Source organism: Paenibacillus canaveralius (assembly GCF_047238265.1).
GTDB lineage: Bacteria > Bacillota > Bacilli > Paenibacillales > NBRC-103111 > Paenibacillus_F.
The window spans coordinates 1-19,444 of the sequence record NZ_JBDFMM010000003.1 but is presented as its reverse complement, the minus strand read 5'-3'; the positions used below and the strand labels follow the sequence as shown (position 1 = coordinate 19,444).

At 41.0% G+C, this 19,444-nt stretch carries 26 protein-coding genes; 2 read left to right on the top strand and 24 right to left on the bottom strand.

Annotated features, from left to right (window positions below):
• Positions 1-5: 5 nt before the first annotated feature.
• From ABC395_RS26965 to ABC395_RS26940, 6 genes are all read right to left on the bottom strand, one after another.
• Positions 6-1,574, bottom strand: a complete 1,569-nt coding sequence (locus ABC395_RS26965) for a GGDEF domain-containing protein (protein ID WP_413006930.1) — start codon at positions 1,572-1,574, stop codon at positions 6-8.
• 23 nt (positions 1,575-1,597) lie between these two features.
• Entirely contained in the window at positions 1,598-2,404 is an 807-nt protein-coding gene (locus ABC395_RS26960; protein ID WP_413006929.1) for a restriction endonuclease, read from the bottom strand.
• A gap of 442 nt (positions 2,405-2,846) precedes the next feature.
• Positions 2,847-3,116, bottom strand: a complete 270-nt coding sequence (locus ABC395_RS26955; protein WP_413006928.1) for a hypothetical protein — start codon at positions 3,114-3,116, stop codon at positions 2,847-2,849.
• Positions 3,113-3,373, bottom strand: a complete 261-nt coding sequence (locus ABC395_RS26950; RefSeq protein ID WP_413006927.1) for a helix-turn-helix transcriptional regulator — start codon at positions 3,371-3,373, stop codon at positions 3,113-3,115. Before ABC395_RS26950 ends, ABC395_RS26955 begins: the two co-directional genes overlap by 4 nt.
• Positions 3,374-3,608: 235 nt before the next feature.
• Positions 3,609-3,815 (bottom strand): hypothetical protein, encoded by a 207-nt coding sequence (locus ABC395_RS26945; protein WP_413006926.1) that lies wholly within the window; start codon positions 3,813-3,815, stop codon positions 3,609-3,611.
• A gap of 2 nt (positions 3,816-3,817) precedes the next feature.
• Positions 3,818-4,138, bottom strand: coding sequence for a helix-turn-helix domain-containing protein (locus ABC395_RS26940; protein ID WP_413006925.1), 321 nt, complete (start codon positions 4,136-4,138; stop codon positions 3,818-3,820).
• Positions 4,139-4,497: 359 nt separating this feature from the next.
• Between ABC395_RS26940 and ABC395_RS26935 the strand changes: the two genes are divergently transcribed.
• Entirely contained in the window at positions 4,498-4,836 is a 339-nt protein-coding gene (locus tag ABC395_RS26935; RefSeq protein ID WP_413006924.1) for a helix-turn-helix domain-containing protein, read from the top strand.
• Here ABC395_RS26935 and ABC395_RS26930 read toward each other — a convergent pair whose 3' ends face one another.
• Positions 4,837-5,274 carry a YhjD family protein gene (locus ABC395_RS26930; protein WP_413006923.1) on the bottom strand — a complete coding sequence of 146 codons (438 nt, stop codon included), beginning with the start codon at positions 5,272-5,274 and terminating at the stop codon, positions 4,837-4,839. It lies immediately after the preceding gene.
• A 290-nt stretch (positions 5,275-5,564) separates the two neighbouring features.
• On the opposite strand from ABC395_RS26930, the gene ABC395_RS26925 reads away from it, so the two are divergent.
• Complete coding sequence (locus tag ABC395_RS26925; RefSeq protein ID WP_413006922.1) at positions 5,565-6,287, top strand: hypothetical protein; 723 nt, start codon at positions 5,565-5,567, stop codon at positions 6,285-6,287.
• 298 nt (positions 6,288-6,585) lie between these two features.
• Here ABC395_RS26925 and ABC395_RS26920 read toward each other — a convergent pair whose 3' ends face one another.
• The 17 genes from ABC395_RS26920 to ABC395_RS26840 form a co-directional block, all read right to left on the bottom strand.
• Positions 6,586-6,909, bottom strand: coding sequence for a helix-turn-helix domain-containing protein (locus tag ABC395_RS26920; RefSeq protein ID WP_413006921.1), 324 nt, complete (start codon positions 6,907-6,909; stop codon positions 6,586-6,588).
• Between the two features lie 285 nt (positions 6,910-7,194).
• Complete coding sequence (locus ABC395_RS26915) at positions 7,195-8,271, bottom strand: tyrosine-type recombinase/integrase (protein ID WP_413006920.1); 1,077 nt, start codon at positions 8,269-8,271, stop codon at positions 7,195-7,197.
• 533 nt (positions 8,272-8,804) lie between these two features.
• A complete protein-coding gene (locus tag ABC395_RS26910) occupies positions 8,805-8,960 on the bottom strand; it encodes a hypothetical protein (RefSeq protein ID WP_413006919.1) in 156 nt (51 codons plus the stop codon).
• Between the two features lie 342 nt (positions 8,961-9,302).
• Positions 9,303-9,497: a hypothetical protein gene (locus tag ABC395_RS26905; RefSeq protein WP_413006918.1), complete on the bottom strand. Its 195-nt coding sequence runs from the start codon at positions 9,495-9,497 to the stop codon at positions 9,303-9,305.
• 508 nt (positions 9,498-10,005) lie between these two features.
• A complete protein-coding gene (locus tag ABC395_RS26900; RefSeq protein ID WP_218231620.1) occupies positions 10,006-10,362 on the bottom strand; it encodes a hypothetical protein in 357 nt (118 codons plus the stop codon).
• A 129-nt stretch (positions 10,363-10,491) separates the two neighbouring features.
• Positions 10,492-11,445, bottom strand: coding sequence for a Fic/DOC family protein (locus ABC395_RS26895; RefSeq protein ID WP_413006917.1), 954 nt, complete (start codon positions 11,443-11,445; stop codon positions 10,492-10,494).
• Entirely contained in the window at positions 11,445-11,633 is a 189-nt protein-coding gene (locus ABC395_RS26890; RefSeq protein WP_413006916.1) for a hypothetical protein, read from the bottom strand. Before ABC395_RS26890 ends, ABC395_RS26895 begins: the two co-directional genes overlap by 1 nt.
• A 123-nt stretch (positions 11,634-11,756) precedes the next feature.
• A complete protein-coding gene (locus tag ABC395_RS26885) occupies positions 11,757-11,996 on the bottom strand; it encodes a hypothetical protein (protein WP_413006915.1) in 240 nt (79 codons plus the stop codon).
• 30 nt (positions 11,997-12,026) lie between these two features.
• Positions 12,027-12,317, bottom strand: a complete 291-nt coding sequence (locus ABC395_RS26880) for a hypothetical protein (RefSeq protein ID WP_413006914.1) — start codon at positions 12,315-12,317, stop codon at positions 12,027-12,029.
• Between the two features lie 18 nt (positions 12,318-12,335).
• On the bottom strand, positions 12,336-12,482 hold the full coding sequence (locus ABC395_RS26875; protein WP_413006913.1) for a hypothetical protein: 147 nt from the start codon (positions 12,480-12,482) through the stop codon (positions 12,336-12,338).
• A gap of 35 nt (positions 12,483-12,517) precedes the next feature.
• A complete protein-coding gene (locus tag ABC395_RS26870; protein ID WP_413006912.1) occupies positions 12,518-12,739 on the bottom strand; it encodes a hypothetical protein in 222 nt (73 codons plus the stop codon).
• Between the two features lie 581 nt (positions 12,740-13,320).
• On the bottom strand, positions 13,321-13,668 hold the full coding sequence (locus tag ABC395_RS26865) for a hypothetical protein (RefSeq protein WP_413006911.1): 348 nt from the start codon (positions 13,666-13,668) through the stop codon (positions 13,321-13,323).
• Between the two features lie 332 nt (positions 13,669-14,000).
• Positions 14,001-14,204, bottom strand: coding sequence for a hypothetical protein (locus ABC395_RS26860; RefSeq protein ID WP_413006910.1), 204 nt, complete (start codon positions 14,202-14,204; stop codon positions 14,001-14,003).
• A gap of 93 nt (positions 14,205-14,297) precedes the next feature.
• Entirely contained in the window at positions 14,298-14,513 is a 216-nt protein-coding gene (locus tag ABC395_RS26855) for a hypothetical protein (protein ID WP_413006909.1), read from the bottom strand.
• Positions 14,514-14,587: 74 nt separating this feature from the next.
• Positions 14,588-15,745 (bottom strand): toprim domain-containing protein, encoded by a 1,158-nt coding sequence (locus ABC395_RS26850; RefSeq protein ID WP_413006908.1) that lies wholly within the window; start codon positions 15,743-15,745, stop codon positions 14,588-14,590.
• Entirely contained in the window at positions 15,742-16,047 is a 306-nt protein-coding gene (locus tag ABC395_RS26845) for a helix-turn-helix transcriptional regulator (RefSeq protein ID WP_413006907.1), read from the bottom strand. Before ABC395_RS26845 ends, ABC395_RS26850 begins: the two co-directional genes overlap by 4 nt.
• A gap of 141 nt (positions 16,048-16,188) precedes the next feature.
• Positions 16,189-19,251, bottom strand: coding sequence for a cadherin-like beta sandwich domain-containing protein (locus ABC395_RS26840; protein WP_413006906.1), 3,063 nt, complete (start codon positions 19,249-19,251; stop codon positions 16,189-16,191).
• Between the last annotated feature and the right edge of the window lie 193 nt (positions 19,252-19,444).

Below are 19,444 nucleotides of genomic sequence, written 5' to 3'. Positions count from 1 at the left end.
ATGCATTACCTGCTAAATGGATTTTTACGAATAACCGGCTTTTTCCCCGGAGTTTCATTTGCTTGTCTAGGAGTTCGCGTGCGGTACTCCATTGGTTTTGTTTTTTGCTTTTCCGACCCTTCTTCCGGTTCTAAGTTGGCACTTAGTATTTGGTCTATTCGGCTCTTTTTGGGGGCCAATGTCTTTTCATTTTGAACATCTGCATCTGCATCTGCCTTTGTTTCGTTTTCACTTATTGGTTCTTCATGCTGCGAAGGATCATACTCAATAACGATAGTTTCTTGAGTTACAGTAGTTTTATCATCATCTACTTCCAATTCGTTATTGGGATTTGTTAATGAAGATGTATCTGGGTTAATTGTTTCTTCTGGCAACAATAATTGAAAAACATTCTTATCATCAGTTTGCTCTTCTACTTGAGAAAACACGATCGGTTGCTCAATTTCCTTTTCATAGATTTTCACATTGTCAGGAATAGTATTGTAAGTATCCAGACCATATTCGGTTACCTGGTTTTTACCCTGGCTCTTTGACCGATACATAGCACTGTCCGCTTGTTTGATAAACTCTTCTGCATCGGTAACACCGGATTTTAAACGGCTGTAACCCACACTTACAGTCATCGGAACCAATCCGTCTTCTTTCGATCGCACTTCAATTGCAGCACGGTAATTTTCTGCGATTACGGCAGGGTCGCTGTTAACGTCTGTAATAAGAGCCACCATTTCTTCCCCGCCATAGCGACCGCATACCCCGACCCCTTCGCAAACTTCCTTCAAAGTTTTAGCTGCAAATTTAAGCATAATATCTCCGGTTTGATGTCCCTCCGTATCATTTAATCGCTTAAAATTGTCGATATCGCTAAAGATAATCGCGCAAGGTTCGGCCTCTTTTATGGCGGCATTTACTTTTTTGAGGAAATATTGCTTGTTTATAAGACCGGTAAATCCATCGGTTGTTGATGAGTAAGAGACAGCTTGCATGAGATCAAGTATGCGCTCAAAAAACAATGTGAACATAACTGCATAAGTTAAAGCAGCTATAATGAGCGCAAAATACACGAGGAAGTGGATATCCAATGCCATGGAAAGAAAAGCACTAAGAGAAGATATAATGTGGAGCCCCCAAACAGCCATCTGCATGCTTTTTTTTTGCAGCCGGGGTAAAATCAAGAGAAACATATACGCACAGAAACATATGCTCATAATGAGTGCTACAAGCGAGGAGATAACGATATTTGTTAGTAGTGTGCCCATTCCGATAACAACAGAGCCCATTCCGATGTACAATAATGCTTTTCCCTTTTTAGTATCCTTTGGATTAAATAAATGAATAATCCCTATTTGAAGCGCGATAAAAGAAAATAAATTTGTCATTGAGAACGCATCAAATCCACTGGTAATCATTGAGAGGTCTAGAAACTGAATCAGTTGAATAATGGTTCCTGTGACCATAGAAATAAGCAAAGCGAAATACGATCTACTCCTCCACCGACGAAATAAAAGAAATCCGACCAAGCTCATCATTGCCAATATGGTACTGCTTATTAAACCTGGAATCACAGTCATGTTCATTTCTTACCACCCTGAATCAAAATTTATTTGTAGCAATTGCATTTACGTCTGCCGTTCGCGGCAGCTGCCTTGTATCCATCAAACCTGATGGCCCCTGCTTTGGATGCTATCTTCCGGCCATGTTCACAGCTCAAGTCATGAAATACAAGAGATCCTTCACTTGAATAGAAAATACCACTCTCTCCTCCCCTAATAGAATCTTTATTTCTGTTATAGAGATACATGTTATCGATTAATTTCTCGCGATCCCATAGTTCAATCCCCAATTGCTCTGCAGTTTCTTTTACTTGTTTTGTAAATCCGCGGTTTGTAATAATCCATGCCTTGTCACAATTCCACAAAGTTTTTGCTGTAAAAATTTGCTGTACCGCATCAAAGGTCACATTCTTGCTCCAGCATTTCGCCTGGACGCAAATACGTGTACCAGATGAAGGATCGATAAGAATTTTATCAGCTCCCCTATCCCCTTTCCCACCAGTATCTTCTACCTTGTAGTTCAAATCTTGAAAAAAGACTGTAAGATAAGCTTCAAATTCTGTACCACTCATCCTATCTATTTTATAAATCCCAGAAATACGCAGTTCCTTTTTACGACGAGTTTTTCTGATTTTTTTAAGAACCGGTTGCCAGAAAAAAATAAATAGAAGTAAAACCAGTGGAACTAAAAACATATACACCTTCAAATTATGCAAAAGAGGAAGAAGCTCCTCCTTTTGAGGACCCATTTTGGGTTTCACCAAGTTAATAAAGACCGAACTAAAAATAAAAAGACCAAAAAACAGTAGAATCATTTTGTTTCCATGAGGTTTTCTATATTTCCTTTTTCCCATAATTTCATCAATCCTCTACTAGCTTTGATTTTGAAACACTGATGATCCTTCTCGAAAGAATAATGCTAAATACCCGAAAAAAAAGAATAGCCCTATTACGGGCGATACGGCGCTATTTTTCTGATATTAATATAGTGTCCGTACTCCATGTTCCTGTAAGTTCTTTTGGCCAAGGATAGGGATTCCGGGGCTGCCTCAAATCCAACATGACCACAACGATCTTTACTGCAGATGTTGATCCCGATAGCAGGTGTGTGTTCTGGAAGTAATCGTGAAAAGTGAAAATGCATAGGCCCTTCTTTAAGTTCAAAATATCCCACGCATTCTAAGATGCCTGTACTACATTTTGGGCAGTTCATACATTTTCCTCCGTATGTCTTCATCTGAATAATAGTTTGTCTTTCATTGCGTATAACTCTTCTATCCCATGCCGGCAAGAAATTTACTGTATTTCAATCTTCGATTCACCTGTTTTTCTCTTCTCCTGTTTCTTTAAGTAATTGCCCCAGTAACAACGATGGCCTTCCTGAACGAGTTGCAGTTCCTGATGAAGATTTAAAATTTCGGAGGTAATTACTTCACCATCTTTCTGGCGCGCTTGCTGGTCTAATGCTTTTAGTAATTCGATCTCTTTAAGCAGAATCTCGATCATGTCAGTTCTGTTATTCCTTAAATTTCGAAGCATGATGGCATTCCACTTTTCTAGCTTCACTTTACACCCTCTTTTCTTTCTCTAGGTAAAAGTTCGACGATTATTTTGGCTAATAACTCTCTCGACGAATTACAACTTGTTTTTGAAAAAATTTTACCTAAATGATTGTTTACCGTTTTGACACTCAGTTTTAAGGCACCACCAAGTTCATCATTGCTATACCCGTGTATAGCCATGCTCGACAAAATTTTAGTTTCACTCTCTGTCAGATTATACTGGCTTGCAAATTTTGCAATCCGCTCGGAACTTACTTTCATTTGTTTTCCCTCTCCTTTTCGACAATAAACAATCCTTATTCAGATAAAATTTGTAGTCTATTATATAAATAATTATACCATAATTTGCCGTCAAAATTCAATGAATCAATCAATAAAATAGCCTATTAAATAAAGGTTTTTTTATATTATACAGCATTCTTTTTTCTATCTTTTTATAGATATTAACTCGATTTCTTCCAACAAAATACCCCGGCTTTTGGCCGAGGCTTGAAGGTTAATTATTTTTCACGTGAGGGGCATTCAATCTTCTGGCTTCGATGTTCTCTACTTCCAATTGGTTCTTTGCAAATTCCCGCATTTCATTTGCATTCATTCCTGAATTTGCAATTTCCGAAATACACAGCATAAGGCGTTTAGTTTTATCTTGGTAATATTTTAAACGTTCAAAACTCTCCTTTTCCTTTATAGCGGTATCTTTCATTATCATAGACTCCCTTCCTTGCCGCCTGGGCTTAACGTATGGTATTTTTTTGTTTTTCGCCTGAAGTACTCGAACGTTTCTGGATCATTACAAATAATTTCTTGGAATACGGCCGGCACCTTTCCGGCCTTCACGGTGAATGAATACGGTTCTTCTCCCAATGCAGCCGCTAATCGAATTAAAACTTCTTCTGACGGTGGTGGAACTTTTCCTTTTTCTATTCGACTGAGGAATGGCGCAGCAATATCCGCAGCTTGAGCTAATTGCAATTGTTTCAAACTTTTAGCCGTTCGTAAAGACCGTATATAATCGCCAAAAATCATAGAATGCCTCCCGCGTTTCTGTATGGCTTTAACGAAATTATACTTGATATGACAACCGACTTCTATACGCCTGGAGGTTTCCCAACAAGAGAAATAAAGAAGAAGATTCCGAGAACCACGGCGCAGAAATATAAGGCGACCAATAAGACAAGACAAAGAAACCTTTTTGCGGCTAGATAAAAACAAAATGCCAATAGACGAAGAAACAACACATTCTACTACCTCAGATCAGGTAATTTAGTAACTATATGTCATTATACAAAACATTTCATGTATGGTGAATACCTAATTTTAATACCATATGTGTACATGTTTAATTACATAAAGTTTGTCTACACTAATAATTAGGAGTGTGGACTATGAAGAAAAATATCATGATACGGCGGCTGCTCGGGGCTGAAATCAAAAAAGTGAGGAAGCGTCGAGGGCTGACGCAAGAGAAACTAGCGGAATTAATGCAGTCAAGTTCTTCCTATGTAACTCGTTTGGAAAGCGGAGCAATAAATATAACGGTAGATACGCTACATAGGATTGCTACTATTATGAATGTAACTATCCAAGAGCTTTTTTCATTTGAAGAGTTTGTATCCCAAGAGGATCCAAGCGATCCCTTAATTAAGATACTTGTTCTCCTACAAAAACAAGAACCATCCGAAACCGAAAAGGTCTACAGGATGCTCCATGAGTTTTTCAAATAATTATAAATCCTCTACGTTCACGGGGGGAGATTTAGAGAGTATAAAATGATCGTTATCATTCTCCAATACGATGGCTTTTATATTTTCTCCTAAGTATCTCCTCTTACGGATGTCAACCTCAGCTTCTATAAAACTCCAGAGTAAACTTAAATCATTTCGGTACCCGCGGCACAAATAACTCGCGTGCACACCGGTTTCCCTCTTCTCCTGTTGAATAATTTTAATCCCCTTTAAACGAAAGAATTGTTTTATTGTCGTAATTTCTTTTGTTGCGAGATCCATTGCTCTTTTTATCGCATCGACATAAGCGCCAGGAGATCGCACGGAAGAGTTTATGATCTTCGTATCACGTTCAAATACACTCAAAACCATAGGTATAAGTAAAAATTCTTTTATGACTCTTAATTCAGCCGCTGTTGCATACCTCGGTTTATTCAAGAAACTCGCCTCCGAATAGGAACTTATGTTTGTATATTTTATCATTTAACGTTTTTATTGCCTAGTGGCCAAACCGGTAGACAAAAAGCCTAGTATCAGATTCATTGGATCTAGGCTTATTTCAATCCACGAATGACGAGTGATAGAATAAAAAACGACAATTTATTACCATTGACTTCCATGTAAATTATTGGTAGTATTTCATTGTGTAGTATTTTAATAGTGCGATAATGTCGATTATGTGTTATTAAATACTCTTACCAAAACCGTTATAAAGGGAGAGAAGAGTCATGAAGAAAACCATTTTATCCACACTTTCCGCCGCACTTATTGTCACCGCAATTCCGTACAATGCTTTAGCAGTTTCCCCTACCCCCAACCATGAGGCAACGTCATCTACTTCAAAAGTGGATGAAAACACAACGGAATCACCCGGCGCTAATACGGATATCATAACAAAAGATGGAGTGAGTGTTACCATCGCCGCTGGATCAGAGGATTCTGACATCCTTCAAGAAAATTCAAGTGTACGGGCCGAGGCAGAGAAATTCTTGGCTAATCGTCACAATGCTAAAACGGTGACTAACCCTGATAGCTACTCCCCTAAATCCGATCCAATTTGGGGGAATGAAACTATTGTATTGAGCAGGAAGTCAAACGACTATAAAAATGCTGTTAAAAAGGATGTTATTACTTTTGTCTCAGCGGCTGTTACTAATACGATTGGACTCATTGGCGGTATTTTAACCAAGAATGTATATACAACAGCCGCCATTGGAAGTTTCACCACTACTGTATCTGGCTGGGTTAACAATCATGTAGATTGGAAGTATACTTATACAACATTTTACAAAACGTATAGTGATTACTATGGGAGAGATGTATACTACTATGTAGAGGATATTTATGCAGACCCTTACCGGACGATTTTGAAAAAAACTGTAATTAGTGAGCCCCACGTGGACTTAGGCTCTAAAGTTTATCTCACTACTAAAGATTACTATGGTAATTAGTTTTTGAAATAAGTAGTAAGGCGGTGGACGTAATGAAAACTCGCACCCAAAGAATACTTCTGGCCGTCCCTTTTTTAATTGCAGTCATTTTTATTTCAACGAAACTGGATACATTTTTATCCATGATTGTTAATTTTGTTTTTATTTGGCTTGTTGGCACATGGATTCTTAAAGGAACTAAAGAGGATTAGGTTAACACTCTGTACATTAGGCAATAAATATATCTAAAAAAGCCAGGGTCCCGATTTATCGGAGATCCCGGCTTTTTTAATTCCGAGTGTGACCGCTCGGAATTGGATTATTTTCGACCGCATATCAATTTCAAAATTTCGAGTAGCCGTTTCCTTTCTTCTACATTCTCCCCATCCAATAACGCTACAACTGCCGCGATAGTCTCATCCTGCGACCTGTATAGCTGTATCATATCAAGGGTATCCATGTTAAGCGCCTCGGCGATTTCGTCCAGCGTCCGGATGGTTACATTTTTTGCTCCGCGTTCTATGTCGCTAATGTAGCCCCGCTCTTTCCCGCTGGCTTCGGCGAGATCTTCCTGTGTTAGCCTTGCATTCATACGGGCCGCGCGTATCGCTTGGCCTATCTCATACAATGTATTTTTTTCCATAGCACCCCGACCCTTTGTTGTTACTAAAGAGTCTAGTCAAAATTCAAATGATTATGCACTCCATTTAAATAACACAAATTTTTAAAAAATGTAGTATTAAAATGTTTCACTGCATGGTACAATCAGTATATTGTTCTTAATTTTACATAGATCATCTGTGTGGAGAGCGTGCCATGATAGAGAGATATAATGGAGTTATCCTATTAAGCACAAAAGAAATGCCTGGCGAATGTAAATACGCCAGGCATTTCTTCTTGTCCGGATACTTCTTTTACGAATTGTTTTTTAAAGATCTTCAATTAGCCCAGCCGTTCTTTCAGCTGGCGGATTCGTGTATAAACTGATGTACCTCTTGCTACGATGACGCAGCAACCTCTCCAAATCCTGCTCGGTTACGCCGGGCTTTTTGGCGATTTCGTTCGCAAACGTGTGTCTTAAATCATGAGGGCACAAGGGAGAAATGTGCCTGGCTGGATCTTGAATTTCATTATCATGCCATTGGCCAATTTGCTCCAATATCTTATTAATCGTTCGTGGATGTAGCCGACCTTTATCTTTACGTTTTGGCCGCCCGGATGTGCTTAAAAAGAGCGCCGTTGTTTCTCCCTCTACGGCATCAACCCCACGTTCATGTTCTAGGTAATCAGCGAGAGCACTTCTTGCCTCCGCTGATAAGTACTCGGTTCCCTCAGTCTTACCTTTCCCCCGGATCTTAACAATACGAGCGCTTCTTGCTTGGCGTAGTAGTTCCGGATCAGACGGAACCACTTGGTCAATATCGATCATAACGAGCTCTTCGCGGCGCAACCCCGTAGATAAAAAGACATATACAATTGCTCTATCTCTGTTCGGACGTGCATATTTTTTTAGCTCGATCGTCTTTGCAGCTCGCCGGCGATCTTTTTTGGCATGAAATCGTTCAAGGCGGTCACAAATATTTTTAAGGGACAGGATTTGCTGAGGGGTTAAAGTCCGGGGTTCTGGATCCGGAAGCATAATCTCGCGAATACCCTTCATGGGGTCTTTTGGCATCAGATGCGGAGCAGCTGCACGAAGCCATTTTATAAATCCGGCCAACGCGGAATGGTGACTATTCACATATGAGGCTGCGTATCCAGCTCCTCCGTCCTTTTCGGGTTTGTAGAGAAAACTCAGCCAGTCCTGGATGTCTCGTTTTACAATCCCTGAAACCTTATCATGTTCATAACGCTCTAAATAAAAATGATAGAACCGGTTTAGACATCGCTCGATCTTTTTAGGGTCCTGGTTATCTTCATAAACTGTTTTGAGGTATGCAGATAACCATTGCTCTAGATGATCATCTTCAATTAAACTTAAGACTTTTTTACGTGTTGTTTCCATCTGCATCCTCCTTATGTATTCTCAAAGAGAACCTACACTTTATCGTCCTGCAAAGAGGTGGACGAATCCGGATGCCAGGGGATCTGCCGGGCCCACCTATCTCTGCAGATGCTCGCACTGGCTGCAGCCGGATGGCAAAGAACAACTCCATCACTATATGTTTATTGGTGGAATGCATGTACTCCCATCAGGATTTATGTATCTCCAATCATGCTCAAAATCCTCGTACATTCTTTCCTTCCAGTTATCGTAAGCAATTTGAATATCCTGTTCGGAAGTCCCTTTTGGGAATTGAACATCTTCTCTTTGTACAATTCTTCCGGAGCGCGCTTTTATAGTGAATTCGACTTTTATGTATTCCATGACTCCTACCACTCGCCTTCTGCATAATGTACGATCAGTAAATTTCCCGTGCAACATGGCCGGCAAAAGTGGCCCCGCCGTTTTGCTTCTCCCAAGACGGATTCGGATAACGGACGATTTATCGTGCGCAACAGTCTCTCAACCGCTCGCACCGGATGCCATTGGCCGGCTCAAGACACCGCCGCGACGATCCCGCCGTTTTGCTTTTTCTGGACGGACCCAGTTGCCGGATTTCCGGACGTCTCTAGCTCTGCAGACTGCTCGTACCGGATGCCGGCGACGAGCGAAGGACAGCCGAGTATGTTCTTTATCCATGAGCCTTTCATAAAGTCCCCCTATTCCGGCTGATAGTCATTTCACCAACTTTTAGTGATCGATTTGGCCTGGGAAATCGTACATGCTAATACACTCTCCTATTCAATTTGTTTCTTTAGGCCAAACAAGAACTTTCTTCACGCTCTTCAGAACCCTCGGATCTGCAAGCGGTGTAACTGGTCCAACCCCTACTTGGCCTATGAAATTGCAAGGATGGCATATATAGAATTTTGGGTTTACATCGTTTCTATCCTGCAATAAGTGAACTGGATTTTCACAAATGGGGCAAAATGATTTCTCGGTTAAGATAACCTCATACATCTAATTCACACCTTTCTGTTCAATGTAATGTATTACTCAATACCAATCCGGTCTAAGAGCTGCCATACTTCCTTATGTGTGTACAAGTGAGTATCGCTTATCAATTCAACTGGAACTTCAATGCCAAATTCTTTCTCACACCAGATCTTTACTGTTTTTAATTCTCTCCCTTCGCCTACTGTTCCAAATAAAAAATTGTACTGTGTATTTTCCCGGTAATTATTCATGAAACAAATCCCCCGTTAATCTTCCGTGCCTTAATTTGTCATCCTTATAGCTATAGAAAAGAAACCCTTTAGGAATATTATAACACATTTCAAGGCACAGAAGGGACATTCTGTGCCTTGTTTTGGAAAAGTACTGGATTGTGCAAACCGGGACCCCGGAGTTCTACCTTCGGTAGTCAGCCCCAGCTGCGCCGCCCACGCCGGTTCCTGGTCCCCCAAACCTCCTGCAGCCTCAACCTTCGATCGCAAGTTTCCGATCGGGACGCACTTGTCTGGCCAGGCCGACTTATAACCTCCCGATAGGGTAAATTACAAGTCACCACATATCACGGGTTAACTTTTTGAATATAATGTAACACAAGACGATATGCCCAATTAAACCGAGTGCAAACCAAAAAAGAGCTGCGTAATCTTCCTTAGAAGTCGGAGGAATATTTGGAATGTAAAACAGAACTTTCATAAGTTCATCCATTATCAAATCACCCCTTAAATTTTACTCCCTTTTACTTTATTGTGGCAAAACAGTATTTTCTCCCTCTGTCATGTTTCCATCAAAATCAACAAATACCTTGTGGGTAATTTTTTCGTCCTTTGTAACATGAAACTCATATCGTCTTAGGCCATTGTTAATCGTAGGTATTACAGCGAGCTTTGCGGATTGACCTGGGTATTTCTCTTCGATCGACTTTTCCCAAGCATCTATTTGTTGCTTTTTTAAGTTCTCAATTTCATTATTAGCAACTTCAACTTTGTCTTTATAATCATTCCAGGTAGTAAGCCCCCACCATATTCCAACAATTAAAAAAAGCAAATATAAAATGCACTTTATTATCATCAATCTTCTCTCCGTTTTATCCAAAAACAAAGCAATTCCTCCTTTTCTATTGAAAGTAATAACTCTTATTTTATCGGCTTCACAAGCCCTTTTGCTGAGTGTGTTATCCTGTTCCTTTATATTTAGGGTTTCTGCAAAGACATACAACGATACACAAACTTACCTGCCCATATAGGGTTCTAACTGCTGAGGCGTCGCCGTAAGTCCAGCTGCTTGCTCAATCATCTGATTTTTTAGCTGCTTAGAGAGATTCTGGATCTTCTCCAGGCGAATATTATGGACTTGTTCTTGTCCTTTTAACTGGAACATGAGAGACTCCTTTCCGTTTGCCTTGGAAATTGCATACTTTTTTACGGGAGCATTTAAGATAGCGGAATCGACATCAAATGCATTATCCATTGCCGGCAGGCCATCTGTTTTTTTTAATACATCTTTGAGAAGTAATTCTTTCTTAGGCTCGATCCATTTCCTCTCATGGATTGTTTCTTTACCTTTCTTCTCTTCCACCTGTTTTTCTACAACTTTTATTTTTTCAGATGTTATCGTACGTTTTATGACATTCACTAAGCTTTCCAATTTGTTAGGATCATCCGTTTCTTTCACCGCGGCCATGTATTCTTGTTTCGGCACTGCCGACCAATCCAGTGTATAACCGGCGGCCCTCGATAATTCTTCAAAGAAAGTCCGAATGCTCCTTCCATTGCCTTCTCGAAAGTAATGACCAAAATTAATTTCCTGATAATAAAAAGCTGCTTTTTTAGAGAACTCATCGACATTGAGATTTCGCAAGAAATTGTCTTCTTTTAATTGACCAAAAACATAGTAAGTATGTCGATCAAATTCAAGAGGATTACAAAAACTGAATCCGTTTTTTCCGATATTTACTGTTCGGACCTCTCCAGCAAAAGGATATACATCTTGAAATAGATGCTTGTGTATCCCTTTCAAATGATCTAAATCAAAGTTCCCCTTTATTTTCACCACACCAAGTTCAATCTCCGCATGCCGGTAAGCAACTCTCGCTCGCTCAAAGTCATGTAGTTCTTGCGGATCCCGAATATCTGCCTTATTGATCAGTACATTCGTTCCGGGATATGTATAGATGACGCTCATTACCCCTTCCCTCTCCCCTTCATAAAAGCCTGATTATACTCTTCATCTGTTATTTCACCATTAATCCGTTTAAATAGAAGTTCTTTCTCTTCTTCGTTTAGTTCAGCATCCTCATAAGACCAGGATGCATTCATTTTTTTGAACGATTTATTGAACTGTTCTCGTGTTACCTTGTTATTCTTTTCCAACCTAGTCACTCCCTTTATTTTTGCTTATCAAAAAAATCATGTAGTAGCGACTCACCCGTATCACGACCAAGTATCCCGGAAGCCCCCCCATACAACTTAATATTCAATATGTATCATTGTTTCCTATCGATATAATTGCTCCAAGTGTGTATCACATTCTTTCTTTAGATCCCATATTTTACTTTTCAATTCGGGATCTTCTACTTTATCTCTTAATTCAATAATAAGGGATGAGACCATTCCTAATTTCGCTCTTGCTGTACGTGTATCAATCTTAGGAGCTAAATCACCGTTAAGTTTGCTTAAAGTATTATTTACAATAATATCAATAACGTCTTTAAAATCTTCCAATTTAATAACCATTCAGAATCATCCTCTCTTACACTGATTTATTCATTTTGATACACTGACTACGCTGCCGTTTTGTCCGTTACTCGTAGATCCACCTACAATATCCCCAATCAAAATTATTCGATCATGCTCATCATAATCAAAGGAAAAATGATGAGTACAGATAGGGCATCGTAAGTATTGAATCAAGGAATACTTATCGCCGTCAGTCTGTTTCAATTTTCTTTGAGCCGGAACACCGTCATATCCAATACGCCGTTGCTCTCGATAGAAAAATTCTTCACTTAATACCAATTCACAACCACAATGACAAACGGGCTTTTCATAAGCCACAACAGCACTACCTCCTATTCATTTTGTTGTATGGTTTAAGCCACAAAATGGGCACCATTCTTCTTCATATGCCTTGGTCATATCTGGTTTTATTTCTCCTAAACAATCAGGACATTTTTTAATAACTACACCTTCATGCAAAAATTGTCCAAGTTCCCTTTTCATTGATTTTCCTCCTACTAGGTACGCAGTGTATTCAATTAGTATCTTGGTTCCAATGTAGTCGTTCCGTCCGTGTACTCAATGATGTAAAATTCGCAGCCGTTCACTTGGCAAGTGACGATGCCTCGGGTATCATCTTCGGGATCATTGATCTCGGATCCGGTGCTTGTCGTCTCTCCGCAGCAAGGGCAAATTACGTCCTTGATGCCAGCGGCCAGTTCCTTGATTTTTGCTTCAAGCGCTTTCTTAATGTCGCTCATTTACAATACACCGTCCTATTTATTTGGGTTTTCTTTGATGTTGAGCTTTATCCAAAATTGGCTGATGATACTTAGCCTCGGCTCTCTCTCGCGCTAGGATCGCGGAATCTAAATCGTCAAAGTTTCCTAGCCGGTATGTTTTTCCTCCGACCGAAATAAACGCTCTGTACCTCTTCGTGCCTTTCTTGGTGTACGCCACATTCACCCCTTTTACTCCAGTTGATGTATTCGCACGAGTTTTTCTAATAAGTGCAGAAGGTATTATGCCATCAACACGGTTGGAATCGAGTGTTTTTTTAGCTTTATTTATCCGACCTTTTCTGCATGCGCTAGACTTACAGGACGTAATCCGACCCCTCCGTAAAAGATTCATGGAGCAGATCCTTTCAGTTTCACATAAAACGCAACGGCATAAGAACATACGAGTATAGTCTGTACCTGGCTCAACTTCTTTTAATACCAGCATTGTTCCGAATTGCTGACCTCTAATGTCTAACCGTTTTTTACCAGGCAATTTCAACCGTCCTTTCTAATAGGAAAATTGATATTCACTCAGATGCTTCATCACCCTTGCAGCCATCTTAGTTTGATCCATCTAAAGCGAATCGAATCAAAGGATCGCGCCGATCTGGATAGTCAGCAGACTCTGGTAGGACATCTTCCACTTCTTGAAAACAAAAGAACTCCTCCGAATCTATGGACTCGGCAACTCCTGGTAACCGTTCTTTGAATGAATAAGGATGAACTATGACAGACGAAATTTTTGCCCAAAACCCATTTTCTTCTGTCTCCTGGAGTTGAGCCATGTAAATACGTTCAGGCAGTGTTTCAGTAGCGTAAAGGAAGCTTGTCGCCACAATTTTGATATTGTCACCTTCTTTAAATGAAAACTCTTTTTCTTTGATAGCTGCTTTATATTTGACTTTCATTCGAGCCACGCTCCCTATTCTTCAGATACTTCGCCAAAGAAAACTAACCGCTCTGTTCTGATTATGCGCTCTTCTCCCTAGTGCTCCGATTAGATATCTTCCCCACCAAAAAAAAGCCATTCAAAAGTGGAAAGCAGAAAAACTACAATCATAACTAATCCTAGCGAGCCGACTAAGGTCCATATAGTTAACAATCCCTTTAGACTTGCCACTAAAATAAAAATGGGAAACAAAACTGTAACAATTCTAATCGCAATTCTAAATACGTTGATCAAAATCCTCCCCTTAGAGCGAATTACTTCGCCATGTCCGGCAATAACTTTATGTAATCCTCAGTTTAATTTCATAAATTTAATCCAGTAATAATAAGCAAGCGGGATACCAGCTAAAAAAATAGCAGACACAACAAACCACCAAATCAGGTTAATCCAATCTCCCCTAAAGAGTGCCAGTAGAAACCAAATTAATGATCCAATACAAACACCTGACATATATGCAGTCGCAACAGCTCTTCTTAAGTCGTTATATAAGCGCATTCCAATCTCCCTTCATCATGTCGCTGATTATCCAGAGCGCCGGAGCTCATCAAAACAATTCTATCTAAGAAATATCATATTTTCCCAATGCCTTCATTCTTTAAAATTTATCGTTTGTTGCCGGTAAATCTCTTGCGCTCTCTTGAGCAGCTGGTCGTGCTGTTTAATGGTCAACCCAGAATAAAACTGATCAAACATTGCCAGCAAATACGCCGTTGTTTCTCCCTCGGTCGCTATTTTGAGCGTGTCCTTAACTCCTCCAAACTTCTGCTTTACTGGACTGTTTACGTCAATCCTACGACGGTCCATTATCTTCCTCCTCACAGGGGACATTTCTGCTGATTTATGGGCCATTCGCCATAAAAATGGGCCATTCAAAAATTCTACTTAGCAGCCGCAATCTGTTCACTTGCTTTACGCATTTTACGCTGAATAAGGTACTTTTCAATTGTTCCAATGTCATAATTATCGAGCTCTTGGTACAACTTAAACTCTGCGAACGACTGGTTACTGGCCTTCATTATTCCTTCGAAGGCAACGGATCCATACTGCTGCAAGAATTCCGCTGGATCTATATTATCCGGAAGCCGCACAACACGAGTATTTATTCCTTGATCCATCAGAAGTTGTCCTGTTATAAGGGTCCCTTCATGCCCTCCACGATCCCCATCGTATATAATAACGACGTGGGACACTCCTTTTCTTTTTAGTAATTTGGCATGTGTCAAGGAAAATTTCATCGATCCTCCAGGATCAACACCATTTTTGATTCCATGACTTTCCGCGACAAGTCGGTCGATTGCAGACTCGAATATTATCACGACCCTCTTAGGATTAATCTGATCGACTCCGCCGAGCTGATCCCCATATAAATACAAATGTTTCTGGCCGGCCTTTTTGTCATCTACGGATCGACCATACAGATCGACCACCTTACCATTCAAATATACAGGCAAGATTGCCCGGTAAAAATGAAAATCTAAACCTTTGTGATTAATCAGCCGCCATTCCTTTAATTCTTCTTTCGTGAAGCCATACGCTTCGAGATGCCGGCGCAGCACAGGACCTCCAGGTGCATAACCAGCATTGTGGGTTTTCATTACGTCTTCTCTGATTCCGCGAGAAAGCAGGTATTCTTTACCGGGCTGTGACGCATAGAACTCAGCTGCAAGCTTTAACGCCTGCTCTTTTCTACGAATTTTTTCAGCCTTTACAGGATCAGCTTCGGGGATAGACTCGCCGGCTTCTGCAGCAAGAAAACGAATAGCCTCGTCGTACGTTTTTCCTGCATACTCCCGCAAAAAGTGGATCGCATTCTTACCACCTTGCTCCCGCGGCATGCAGCTGTTGCACTTATAAGTTCCTTTGTTTTTATCGATCCTACCATTGTCATAGTCCTCTTTCTTACAGCACCAAGAAATGTAATAATCATTTTTGCCGGCACCGCGCTTTACATCTATGCCGTGAAATTCCATAATGTCAGTCAAATTAACGGCCTTTAATAGCTTGTCTACAAATTCTCTGGAGTACTCGACTCTCATTTCCCCTTCACCTCCATCGATTTTACTTTTCGGATTAAATAATTGAATGCCGCCTTGTCATTCATCAAAATCTGCTGAAATTCTGTCGGCACTCTCCCAGCCTGAACAGTTATCAAGAAAGGGTCTTCTCCGAGAGCTTTTGCCAACCGGATACAAATTTCCTCCGATGGAGGATCCTCTTTCCCTCTCTCAAGCTTGCTTATATATGTAAAGCTTACACCGACTTTTTCTGCGAGCTCATTCTGCGTCATTTCTGTTTTTGTTCTGGCCTCTTTTAACCAGTCACCAAATTTTTTTCTCATAGTATCTCCTTAATAAATTACATTGAGACTCAAGTTAATTACCTATAACCAGTATACCAAAACTTGAGAGATTACTCAAGTTTTTTGCCCCTATTTAGGAGAAATTTAACAAAAAAAAACAGAGGCTTCTCAGCCCCCATTTTATAATGCTTTTGTCGATTTTAAGAAGCGATATAACATGAGCGTTGTCTGTGCTCTGGATCCGTACGATTGCGGTGACAACGTTGTATCCGATGTGCCGGTTATAAGACCATTACTCACTGCTGCAGCAAATGATTCAACCGCCCAGCTGCTAATCTGCCGAGTATCGGTGAATCGTTTTAAAACTTGTTCTGATTGCTTCGGATCCGTAAGAACGTGAGCAGTGTTCAGGAGCCGGTTAAAGATAACCGCAATTTCTTCCCGGCTAATAAAATCGTCCGGACGAAATTTGTTGTTCGCACCTTCAACGATCTTGAGTTCGGCAGCTGTCTTCACGGCCGCGTAGTACCAGGCACTCTTGGACACATCATCAAAATCAGCCGATCCAGTGCCCGCGGTATTTTGAGCCGGCAGCAAAGCGTTTATGATCAAGGTAACAAATTCAGACCTAGTAATCGGAACATCTGGCCGAAACGTATAATCTTCGTAACCATTTACGTACATTTTATTGGCCATATAAGTGACTTCCGAGCTTGCCCAGTGTCCATACATATCTGAAAATCTGCGGTCCATAGAACCAATGGCAACATCAGCAGAGCCTGTTATTGAAAAATCTTTTGTCCGCTTAGAATCTTTCTGGGATGTACCCGTTGTACTTTTGATTTTTTCCCCGTTCAAAAAAACCATGGCCAAATCCGCATCGACCGGCGACAAATTGGTCAATATCGAAACCCGGGATGTAACCGGCTGTCCATCATGCTCGATCGTGATTTTTATGCTTGGAATGATGACTTGAAAGCCTTTCGGGAGAGACTGTCCGGTTTCATAGGCTTTCTTGATGGTTAGCTTAACAGGACCCGCCGGCAGATTATCAGGCTCAACAACCAAAGATACACTTTCTGTTTGAATAAGCAAAGGTTTGCGCTTTTGTTTTAAAAATTCGCTCATTTCTTTGCTCAAATTCAGTGTATTGGTCATCCCTCTATTCTCACCAATTTCTCCAACGCGGAAGATGAGCGCTTTATCATTCCCATGTTTTTCGAGAGAAGATTTTATTTCTTGAAGTATAGGTGAAAATTCAGAATAAATAGGATCCGGATTCGCCGTAAAGACCAGGTTATTACCGCTTACGACCCCTCCTTGGTTTTGCCCGGTACCCGTGCTTCCTGGAGTAGAACCATTTACATCTGCTCGTGTCACATAGATCGTGTAGGTTGTCGTTTGATTGCTATTGTTATAGGCATAAACAGTAAATGTGTTCTGACCAACATTCAGGGGCAGTGCCTCTGTAAATCCCTTGCTAATAATACTTCCATTCATGACAGCGTAAGACGAGCCATGCGGAGTAATCCGCATCATAACCTGGGACGTCGCATAAGGTACAGCTGCTGTATAAACGGTCCTTGCCGGATCAAACGTTTCGTTAAACAAAACAGGTTGTCCGGATGTGTTAACAGATGATCCATTTTGGGATGTCTGCAAACTATCTAAAGCAAGTGCCCAAAGTAGCGGGCGATCGGACGAAAAACTTCTGGAAACATTAATAGTGTAGGTATTGCTCGAAGAATCAGGACCCATGACATCAATACGAATAAGATTTGTACCGGCAGTCAGGTTAACCGTAGAGGAATTACCTGAAACAACCGCGTTCCCGTTCACTTTTACGGTAGAATAGCTGTTTGCCACCGGAACAACGGTCAGCGCATAGCGATCGAATGGAACATTTGCCGTGTAGCCGTAACGGGCAGAAGAAAACGATTCGTTCAAAGGAATATCACCAATAGATAATGAGATTAAACTAGCGCCTGACGAAACATTCTGACGTGTAATTTCCAGTGTGTAAGACTTTGAGCTGTTATCTTCCCCTGTTGCAAGCACCGTTATCGTGTTGAGGCCGACATATAACGGGACAGTAATACTATTTCCGTTTGATACGATGGTTCCGTTAATTTTCACGATAGCCTTAGATTCGCTAACCGGTAAAATAGCAAGACTGCTGACCCCATTGGCCACGGTAGCCGTGTAACTGCTTTTAGTCGGGTCAAATGACTTGTCCAAAGTCGCGCCTGTAACAATCAAATTATTGATTGGATTCTTTGTCGATGCCGGCATGTACAAACCAATTCGATACTTGCTTCCGGCTCCGCCACTGCCTGTAACGACTTGAATCTCAATGGTTGTGGTTTGCCCTGGAACAAGTGTAATTGAAGAAGATGGACTCCCACTTGCCACTGTCTGGCCGTTAATCATAATCCTAGAGGCAGGATCCGAAACCGGTGTCAGAGTGATCGGTGTGGATGTATAAGAAGGAAAGGAAAAAGAGTAGGTGGTTGTATATCCGGAAAAATTGTTTGTCAAATACGAATTAAGCAAAGGATCATTAGATGTAAGAGCGGATAGCTTGTCGCTCGTCTGCTCGCCCGGTGTATAAACTGTAGTCACCGATAACCCTGGCTGGCCCAATCGATTGTATGCTGTCACCTGAAAAGTATACGTCTGATTAGCTTGCAGCCCATATATCGTGTACTGGTTCGCACCTGCCGGCAAGCTATCGACCATTATCCCATTTCGTTGCACCTGCAGACTCGATAGATCCGTCGCGCCCGCGGGTAGTGTCCAGCTAATTTGTGCAGCTGTAGAAGATATGCCAACGGCTTTCAGACTTGCAACACTCGGAACGTTTTTTCGGCTGATTGAAAATGTATATGTCCGCTCTCCCCCGTCGGGATTTGCGACAACGATCAGAACCTGTGTCGTGCTTGGAGTGTCCACACCCGGCTTCGTTAAGGATATAGGGTCCGAAGACTGACCGCTCGACACCGTTCCACCATTCACCCGAATAATCGAAGATGCGGACTGCGCGACTGGATGTGCAATCGTTTGCTGCACATCACTATTAACCGATGCCGTGTAATTAAACACTCCTGGGTTGAATGCTTGATCCAAAGATATCCCGTCGAAAGTTATCTGGCTTAACTTATCAGCTTCCGCAGCTGACGCATTTCTCGAAAGAAAAGGAAAAGTGAGAACTAAAATTAGTAGAAACACTAGGTATTTTTTCACAAAGGGTCCTCCTTATTATCATGAAAAGGGTGCCCCCGTAGAGACACCCGGCTTCACATTACTGATTTAGCAATCCTGCTTGTTCTAATTGTGCTTTCAATTTTTTGTTTTCTTCTCTGAGCTTATATTTTTCTTCTTGCTCAAGCTCAATAAGCTTTTCGTAGCTATAGAACGGTTGCCATCCGATCCAGAG